The organism is Thermanaeromonas sp. (assembly GCF_021890735.1).
Taxonomy (GTDB): Bacteria; Bacillota; DSM-521; order Neomoorellales; family Neomoorellaceae; genus Thermanaeromonas.
The window spans coordinates 1-9,281 of sequence record NZ_JAKKUR010000071.1 but is presented as its reverse complement, the minus strand read 5'-3'; the positions used below and the strand labels follow the sequence as shown (position 1 = coordinate 9,281).

The 9,281-nt window shown below is 50.0% G+C and carries 7 protein-coding genes; 4 read left to right on the top strand and 3 right to left on the bottom strand.

What is annotated here, in order from left to right:
* On the top strand, positions 1-1,882 hold a 1,882-nt coding region (locus tag L5656_RS09235), incomplete at its 5' end, for a hypothetical protein (RefSeq protein ID WP_297202213.1).
* 212 nt (positions 1,883-2,094) lie between these two features.
* Here the strand turns inward: L5656_RS09235 and L5656_RS09230 are convergent.
* The 3 genes from L5656_RS09230 to L5656_RS09220 all read right to left on the bottom strand — a co-directional run bounded on the left by L5656_RS09230 (position 2,095) and on the right by L5656_RS09220 (position 6,158).
* Positions 2,095-3,528 (bottom strand): carbon starvation CstA family protein, encoded by a 1,434-nt coding sequence (locus tag L5656_RS09230; RefSeq protein ID WP_297202210.1) that lies wholly within the window; start codon positions 3,526-3,528, stop codon positions 2,095-2,097.
* 156 nt (positions 3,529-3,684) lie between these two features.
* Positions 3,685-4,452, bottom strand: coding sequence for a LytR/AlgR family response regulator transcription factor (locus L5656_RS09225; RefSeq protein WP_297202208.1), 768 nt, complete (start codon positions 4,450-4,452; stop codon positions 3,685-3,687).
* Positions 4,449-6,158: a sensor histidine kinase gene (locus tag L5656_RS09220; protein WP_297202204.1), complete on the bottom strand. Its 1,710-nt coding sequence runs from the start codon at positions 6,156-6,158 to the stop codon at positions 4,449-4,451. Before L5656_RS09220 ends, L5656_RS09225 begins: the two co-directional genes overlap by 4 nt.
* A 103-nt stretch (positions 6,159-6,261) precedes the next feature.
* Here L5656_RS09220 and L5656_RS09215 point away from each other — a divergent pair, with 103 nt between their 5' ends.
* The 3 genes from L5656_RS09215 (at position 6,262) to L5656_RS09205 (ending at position 9,124) form a co-directional block, all read left to right on the top strand.
* Entirely contained in the window at positions 6,262-7,089 is an 828-nt protein-coding gene (locus L5656_RS09215) for a mechanosensitive ion channel family protein (RefSeq protein ID WP_297202201.1), read from the top strand.
* Between the two features lie 88 nt (positions 7,090-7,177).
* On the top strand, positions 7,178-8,155 hold the full coding sequence (locus L5656_RS09210; RefSeq protein ID WP_297202198.1) for a copper amine oxidase N-terminal domain-containing protein: 978 nt from the start codon (positions 7,178-7,180) through the stop codon (positions 8,153-8,155).
* Between the two features lie 390 nt (positions 8,156-8,545).
* Complete coding sequence (locus L5656_RS09205) at positions 8,546-9,124, top strand: Uma2 family endonuclease (RefSeq protein ID WP_297202195.1); 579 nt, start codon at positions 8,546-8,548, stop codon at positions 9,122-9,124.
* The last annotated feature ends 157 nt before the right edge of the window (positions 9,125-9,281 follow it).

The window sequence follows — 9,281 nt, the reverse complement described above, 5'->3', positions numbered from 1 at the left end:
TGAGAAAGGGCTGTTGAGGCTCAAGCCCGTAAATCGAAGTTGTGAGGTAGTAAAAATGGTAAAAAAGCTTTTACAGTTTCTTTTGCTTTTTATTTTGCTCCTGATAGGCGTGGGATTGAGCTTAAGGCCAGTGGTGATCCCCTCTACTGTCTCAATGGAGCAGGTAGGACTTATAGCAGGGGAAGCGCATTCCATGGATGAGGAAGGGGAAAAAATTATTAGAGCTTACGAGCAGGTTTTGAAAGAGGAAGGATTTCCCTTCCGCCGGGTAACTTGGGGAGAACTGGCTTCATTACCACCGTTTAAAAGAAACTTACAGTACCGGGCTCTAATTTTACCCGAAAAAATCAACGCGGTTCTTCCTGCCGGAGCTAAAGAGATCTTACATCAGTTTGTGGAAGCAGGGGGTAAAGTCCTTTTAGTTTTCGATCCCGGTAGCCGTTCTCCAGAAGGAGATATCCTGGAGGTTCCCCTCCTTGCCGATATGGCAGGAGTAGTGTATTCCCCGCCTTACTATGAAGGTTACTGGGTCTTCCCTTCACCGGAGGTAGCCTGGGAATGGGGGATAACTCCGGGCAAGCTTGATAAGGTGAATGCAGTTTCGGGTTACGGATATGGGAGGTTAAAGTTTACCCATGCCCGGACTCGGCTTTTAGATGCCGATGAAGTAGCCTTCGACTTCCCACCGGAGGGCCGGGTGGCCGTGCTCACCCAGAAGTTTTATCCTTCGGGTGGAGCGGTGTTTTTTGCTAATTTAAAGTTGGGTTTTCATAAGCTCATGTCGGACGATCTTACCTTGCGCTCCGTTTTGAGAACCTTTCTTATCCGGGCTGCTCACCTTCCCCGCCTTGTTAATACCCCTTACGGGAAGGGAGGTATCGTATTAAATTTCCATCTGGACAGCAACGCCCACCTGCGGCCTTTAAGGGCTATGCTGTATAGAGAAATCTTCCGGCCAGAGCTTTCTTACTCCATACATATAACGGCGGGTCCGGACACCTACAAGCCTGGTGATGGACTAGGATTTGATGCTGCCTCTCCAGTTAAAGGCCGACCTTGGGTAAAGATGCTGGCCTCCTACGGAGCTATCGGAGCCCACGGGGGCTGGATCCATAACTATTTTGCCGCAAATTTAGAGAAGATGCCCCGGGAGGAAGCCTTCCGCTACCTTGAGCTCAACTTTTCTACCTTAGAAGAAATAACGGGAGAAAAGGTGGTGGAGTACAGCGCACCGGCAGGGAATCATCCGCCTTTTGTAACCGAGTGGTTAGAGCGCCGTGGTGCCCTGGCTTATTACAGTGCCGGAGATACGGGTTCCAGCCCCACCCGTAGCTTTTTCCGGGGAGAGCCAGTAAGCGGAAAGCTTTGGGCATTTCCTGTGACTCCTTTTAGGGAATATGCTGCACTGGAAGAACTTATAGCTGCCAAGGTCCCCCTAGAAGAAACTAAAAAGTGGCTGGAGGATTTATTAGATTTTGTAGAGAGGGAACACGTCATCCGGCTTATTTATACCCATGCTAACAAAGATGAATATGCCCTGGAGGCTTTGGCTTACTTTGCCCAGCGGGCAAGCCTCGGCCAAGAAGCCGGTAAGCTTTTGGTATGGCCTATGAGCCGTTTTGCCCAATTTCTTAACCGCTACGAAAACACGAGGTTCTCTTTTCACCGAGGCCCGGATGGCGGGATTATAGATCTCGAAAATCCCCAAGGATTAAACGAACTAACGGTGGCCGTATATACTGAGGATCCTTCTTTTTACCGGGTCATAGGCCGTGGTATCACCACCAGGATCGAAGATAACTGGATGTATATCACTGTAACAGAGAATACCACCAAATCCAGGATATTTCTTAAAAAGAAAAGATGGCCCCCCTTGCAGTAACCGGATTAAACGAGAACGCATAAAATGCTACCAGGAATAGGCAACAAGGGGGGAATAAGATGGCAGGCTTAGGTTTTAGCCGGCGGGCAGCTTTCATCCTGTTCCTGATCCTAATCCTGCTTTTCTTCGGTGACGACTAATCCAAATATAAAAAGTGGCCGCCTTCCGAGGCGGCCACTTCCATTAGGGGCCTCTTTTCATCTAGGAGAGTTTCACTTTTCTGGTGCAGTAAACAACACAGGGGCGCTTTTCCGGGAGATTTTCCACAGGAAAATAGCAAAGGCCAGGGTGGCGGAAGCTATACCTACGGGATAGGAGATACTGGTAGGAAGACGTAAGCCCTCCGGTGCCTGGAGAATATAAGTTATACTTACGGCTGTCATGAATACTGCCGGGAGAGTAGCAATCCAGTGGAAAGAACGTTGTTTGGCGAGGTGGACTGCCCCGGCCCAGAGGACGACCATGGCCAGGGTCTGGTTAGACCAGGCAAAATAACGCCAGATGATGGTAAAATCGATCTGGCTTAAGATAAAGCCTACTATAAATAAAGGGATAGCTATCTTGTACCGGTTTAGGACGGGGCCCTGTTTTAACCCCAGGAATTCAGCTATGGTTAATCTAGCAGCCCTGAAGGCCGTGTCGCCGGAGGTTATAGGGAGCACCACCACTCCCAGAATGGCCAGGGTGCCGCCGAAGGCCCCTAAGAGGCTTATAGAAGCAGTATGCACTACCCCGGCTGGTCCACCTAGGGAGGTCAGGCCTTGGGCTAAGCCCTTTGTTCCCCCGAAGAAAGCTATAGCCGCAGCCGCCCAGATTAGAGCTATGACAGATTCGGCTATCATCGCGCCATAAAATACACGGCGGCCGTAACGCTCATTTTCTAAGCAGCGAGCTATGATTGGCGATTGGGTAGCGTGGAAACCGCTTATCGCTCCGCAGGCTATAGTGATAAACAAGAGTGGCCATAAAGGAGCTCCTTTGGGATGGAGGTTGGCTAAAGTGAGCTCAGGCAGGCGGTAACCTTTGGCCAAAAGCCCGCCTATAACTCCTACGGCCATGATTATAAGGATAGCACCAAAGATGGGATAAAGGCGGCCGATAATTTTATCGATGGGCAGTATGACGGCCAGCAAGTAATACAATAAGATTACACCTAGCCAGAATTTATAATCTAAGTGCTCCGGGGTAAGCTTAGCCAAGAGCTGGGCTGGTCCGGTCATAAATACAGTTCCTACTAAAATTAAAAGAATCACGGTAAAGATATTAAAGATTTGCTTGATCCGGGGACCAAGGTAATATCCAACAATGGTAGGCACATTGGTTCCGCCGTGGCGCAGGGAGAGCATGCCGCTTAAGTAGTCATGGACGGCTCCTGCAAAGATTCCTCCCAATACAATCCACAAGAAGGCTGCCGGGCCCCACAGCGCTCCTTGTATAGCACCGAAGACAGGCCCCAGTCCCGCAATATTAAGCAACTGAATAAGGAAGCTACGCTTCCAGCCCAGGGGCACATAATCCACCCCATCCCTCAACCGTACGGCCGGAGTTTCCCGTTCTGGGTCGGCTCCGAAGATCCTTTCCACCACCCTTGCGTACAGCCAGTACCCCAAGAACAACACTACCAAAGAAATAAAAAAGGTAATCATACTTTTACGTTCCGCCCCCCTTTTTAGATTAAACTTTTGCTCCTAGATGATTTTAGAAAGGAGGGGCGGAAGGAAGCTACATTCTCTGCGTGAACAGAGCAAACGGCTCCTGAACGACGGTATCTGTTCCTGAAATGTTTAAGGGCTCACGGGCTTTTAGAACCCGAGGGTTTCCCTTAAGTTTTTTAAATATTTGCGGCCGACAGGGATCTCCGTGCGCCGGCTGTCCCGCATTAGCAACCGGTAAGAGCCGTGAAAATAGGGTGCTACTTCGGAGATAAAATCGATGTTCACCAGGAAGCTGCGGTGGACCCGCCGAAAGCGCTGGGGACTTAGCCTTTCTTGCAATTCCTGTAAAGTCCCGGGGAATTTCAGCCTATCACCACAGACCCTCTGTAACCAGACCTGGTGCCCCTGCGCTTCTGCATAGACTATTTCCTCGGGGGAGACAACCAATAACCGCTCATCCTTCCAGGCTACAAGCTTATTTACACGCTGCTGCAGGACCAACTGCTGGACCAGTTTTTCTAAACATGTATATTTTTCTCCTTTTTCTCTAAGATTCCAGCGCTCTACGATCCGCTCCAGTGTAGCTGCTACCCTTTCTTCTGTGAAGGGCTTAAGGAGATAGTCTACAGCGTTTAGTTCAAAGGCCTGGACGGCATAAGAATCATAGGCTGTAGCAAAGATAATCCAGGGGGGATCTGGTTTTTTAAGGAGTAGGCGGGCCACTTCTACTCCATCCAAATCCCACAGTTGAATATCCAAGAAAAGAACGTCGGGTTTCAGCCTTTCACACATTTCTAAGGTTTCCAGGCCGCCCTCAGCCTCGCCGCAAATGACGAAGTCTTTGTGCCGGCTTATTAAGAAACGCAGCTCTTCCCTGGCGGGCGGTTCATCATCCACGATCAACGCTCTAATCAACCGGCTACCACCTCCTTTAGAACCCCTTGCGATACTTTAGGTAAAGAAAACTCCACTATGGTTCCGCCGCCCGGTCTTAAAGCTATTCTTAAACCCGATTCCGGGCCGTATAGCAACCGGAGGCGGTCATGGACATTGCGCAGACCCAAATTATTGTTGCTGGGGTTATTTTCCTCCAACAGGTGAATAGCTTTGTCCAAATTTATACCTACACCGTCATCCTCCACTTGTACTACCGCTTTATCTCCCATTTCCCTGGCCGTAATAGTGACCCTGCCTCCTTCTTTTTTAGGCAGGATACCATGCTTAACGGCATTTTCTACCAAAGGCTGGAGGGTTAAGGCCGGAAGCAAGTATCTCCCTGCCGCGGGTTCCACATCGATTTTTACCTCCAGCCGGCAGCCGAAACGGGCTTTTTCAATGGCCAGGTAAGAACGTACGTGTTCTATTTCAGTGGCCAGGGTTACAGTTTGTTCCGGGTGCTGGAGGTTCCGGCGGAAGAAATCGCCTAGATGCCCCAACAGGCGCCGCGCATTATCCGGCTCCGTCCGGCAAACGGCCATAATGGTGTTGAGGGCATTAAATAAGAAATGGGGATTAATTTGGGCTTGCAAAGCCCTAATTTCAGCCTTCGTAAGGAGCCTTTCCTGGCGGTCCAGCTCGGCAAGCTCCAGTTGGGTAGAAAAGAGGTGGCCTAAACCCGCAGCGAGCTCTAGGTCCAAAGGGCCTATGGCATTGGAGCGGGTATGGTATAATTTAAGAGTGCCTATAACCCTCCCCCGGCTCATAAGGGGTACTACTACCGCTGCCTTAAGGGGGCAACCCGGGTAATTGCAGCCTATTTCTTGAGGAGTTTGAGCTATTCTAATCTGTCCGGTGGCCAGGGCTTCTCTTGTTGCTGCTGTGAGGACTTTTTGGCCTGGACGGTGGTGGTCGTCGCCCGCTCCTAAGTGGATGAGGATTTCTTCCCCAGCGGTTATGGCCACGGCTTCCATTTCTGTGGCTTCCAGGATTATAGAGGCCGTCTCCCGGGCTGATATTTCGTTTAAGCCCTGGCGTAAAAACGGTAGAGTCCTGTCGGCGATCTTCAAAGCTTTTTGGGCTTGTATAGCCCCGGCCATTTCTTGCTCATGCAGGACGTTTTGAATAATACTTACGGCCAAGGCAATACCTGTAGCGTTTACTACCATCATAGGAACCCCTATAACTTTCACCAGGCTCCAGGCAGCATCCAAGGGCCTGGACAGGGCGAGGATGATCAGCATCTGTAAAAGCTCTGCGCAAAACCCGGTTAAGAAGGCTACCTGCCAGGGCAGTTTCCCATGCCGGTATCGCAAGGATACCAGACCGCCCAGCAGGCCTTCTACCGTGGTAGAGAGGCCGCAGGAGAAGGCTGTAAATCCTCCCAGAAAATAGCGGTGAGCTCCGGCGATGAAGCCAGCTGCCAGACCTACGGCCGGCCCACCGAAGAGCCCTCCTACTAAGGGAGCAATAACCCGCGAGTTGGCCAGCGCTCCTTGGATGGGGATGCCGGTATAGCTGCCCAAAATTCCTAAAAAGCCAAAAATAGAGGTAAGAAGGATCTTTTGTTTAAGGTTTGCTTTATCTTGTAAGAGCCGGCGAAAGCTCTGAAAGCGGGTAAGGACAAAAGCCAGCGTAACCACTACGCTCATGCGTTCTATAAGGGCCGGGAAAAGCTCAAACATAACTAGCTTCACCTGCGCTAAGACTTTTCTAACTATTAATTTTAGCCTAGGTTCCCGGTGGGCACAATAGACTTGCCAGTCCCTTGGCTAAGGAGGGTCCGGGATGAACTGGCCAGCATTCCCTTGGGAAGCCGTTGAAGAAAAGATACTTTTCCTGATGCCCCGCTTACCATTAATGTTGGCTATCTTAATAGCGGTATTAATTGCCCAGAGGCTCATTTTTCAGCTCATCCACAGATTTTTTGATATGGCTAAGGTAGAACCCTACAAAAAACAGACTTTGCGCTCCCTTTTCCTTTCCGCTGCCCGTTACTCCCTTTATGCTTTGGCCGCTCTTGTTATTTTGCCTGTCTTAGGGGTTAACGTAACGGCTATAGTGGCCGGTGTAAGTTTGGTCGGTTTAGCCGTGGGCTTCGGTGCTCAGGCATTGGTAAGAGACATAATTACAGGGCTTTTTATAGTTTTTGAAGACCAGTTACGGGTTGGAGATTTGGTCCAGATTAACGAGAAGGTTACCGGTACGGTGGAAGAAGTGGGGTTACGCACGACTACTTTGCGGGAGTGGTCGGGCACCAAGTTTTATATAGCCAACAGCGAGATCAAAACAGTGCGCAACTATAACCGAGAGGAACTGAGGGCATCGGTCAACGTTATTTTTCCCTTCGACGAGGATCCCCACCGCGTGCGGGAAATGCTGGAAGAGGTCTGTAAAGAAGTTGAAAAAGAGTACCGTGATGATTTTCTCCCGGGGCCTGGCGGGCTTGCCGAACCTCCCCAGGTATACGGAGTTACCGATATGGATAAGTCGGGTCGCGGTGTCCAATTTACGGTGACTGCTAAAACCAGGCCGGCCTCGGTTTGGAGAATAGAAAGGGTTTTACGGGAAAGAATTTGGCAAGCCTGTAAAGAGAGGGGAATCAGGATTTGTTAAAAACGTTGCTACTACCCCCCAAAAAAGGCTAAAATAGCCGAAATAAATTAATGGAAAAAGAAACAAAAACAAAAGGGGGAGGGAGTTTATGCGGAAAGCCAAAAAAATTGGGGCATGGCTGGTAGCATGGGTGTTGGTGTTTTCTTTGCTCGTGCCGGCCTGGGCCTCAAACAGCGATTCTAACGTGGTGAAGGATGCTGCTCAAGAGGAAGTCACCGTAAACGGAGACCAGGAGTTAACCCAAGAACAAGACCGGGAACAAGAACAAGAACGGGAAAGGGAGCGTGAGCGGGAAAGGGAAAAAGTGAAGGAAAAGAAAAGAAAGCATAATGAAGAGAGTGTTACCGGAGAGGTCTATAAAGGAGTAAGGAATGCACTACAGCATGTCAAAAATCCCGTAGCCCGGGCTGCTCTACAAGCCATCTTGGAAGGAAGGAGCGTGTCCGAGGCAGTTTATGAGGCTAAGGCGCTACTAGAAGAATGGAAGGCGGAAAGGAAAGCTGAAGCAGCCGAAGTAGTAGAAGGATTAGCGGATGCTTTACAGGCGGACACTTCCCTGGATGAGTTCAGCAAGGCCAAACTGACTAAGGAAATATCCAAGTTGCTCCGAGAGGCCGGAAAGGCAGAAAGAGCCCGACAGATGTTGGAAGAAATATTAGATAAACTGCCTGGCGATGATGAGGCTTATCAAGAACTGGATAAGGCTTATGCCGCTACAGGAGACCTGTCGGTGAAAGTATTTTTACGCGGGAAGCCCTTGCGTTTTGATGTGCCGCCGAGGATACAGAACGGCAGAGTGCTGGTACCCATACGGGCCTTGGCCGAAAACCTGGGAGCGGAAGTTTCATATGATAACGGTACAGTGATCATTAAAAACCAGGGAGTGACTATAATCCTTAGAATAGGTAGCCCTGAGGCTCAGGTGGACGGGCGGGCGATAACCCTTGATGTACCAGCCCAGGTAGTAAACGGTCGTACCTTAGTACCCTTGCGCTTTGTGGGCGAGAACTTGAACGCTAAAGTACAATATTATGGTGAAAGCCATCTGGTGGCCGTCACCGATTAACGAAGGGTAGAGGTAGCGAAGTAAAGAGAAAAATAATTATCGGAATGAGAGGGCGGTTAACGCCCTCTTTTACTTTGTGTGCGCCCGGGTATGGGCGAAGGCTTACGGGTGAAAATCCCGAACGACGAAGGTAGGGGTAGTCGTTAGCTTAAGGCAAGGGCGCCCGTCGTGAGGTGGGGTCTGAAGGGAAGCCCGCGATGCACATTTCCCAGGGAGGACTTGCCGGTCAGCTGCCCCAAGCGTCAGGTAATAGAGCCTTTGGAGAAGGAGGATGCGGTTGCCTTGTTAGGCATCCTTGAAGGGGAAACCGGCCAGTGATACAATGAAAGACAAAGGAAAGGTAAGAAGTCATGAGACAAGTTAATAAACAAACGGTAGGGAGATTGACTTATGGCTACTAGTACGGCTTTAGAAGTTAAGAAAGTGTACACCTATGATGATTACTTAAAAATCGACGATGGCCAGCGTTATGAATTAATCGAGGGGGAACTGGTTTTGACGCCTTCACCGGGTACCCTTCACCAGTTTGTGGTGGGGAATATTTTTAAAATTTTAGATGAATATGCCCGTAGAAGTGGAGCTGGAAAAGTGCTGTTTGCCCCAGTAGATGTAGTTTTGGACGAGCCAGCAAAACATAATGTGTTTCAGCCGGATGTCATTTTTATTTCTCGAGAACGGCAAGGTATTATTGAAGAAGGCCGGATCAACGGCGCCCCGGACCTGGTGGTGGAAGTTCTCTCTCCTGGGACTATCCGGCGAGACCGGGGGAAGAAGAGCCGGCAGTATCTTAAAAGCGGGGTGCGGGAATACTGGCTTGTAGACCCGCAGGAACGGCTGGTGGAAGTATTTATACCGGGCGAAAAGGATTGGCAGCGCGCAGGGGTTTATGAAGAAGGGGATGAGGAGCCTATCTCTTCCACGGTGTTGCCCGGTTTGGAAGCAAAGGCGAAAGATATTTTTACGATATAAACCATTTAAAGAAACAGTAAGGCTTCCCACAAAGCAGGAGGCCTTAATTTATCATTGACAAGTAAGCTACGCCCTCCTGGACGGGTACCACTCGTCATATCCTCCGGCTTGAGAGCCACCCGTCAGATCATAGTCATCTTTTACGGCAAGACGGCCG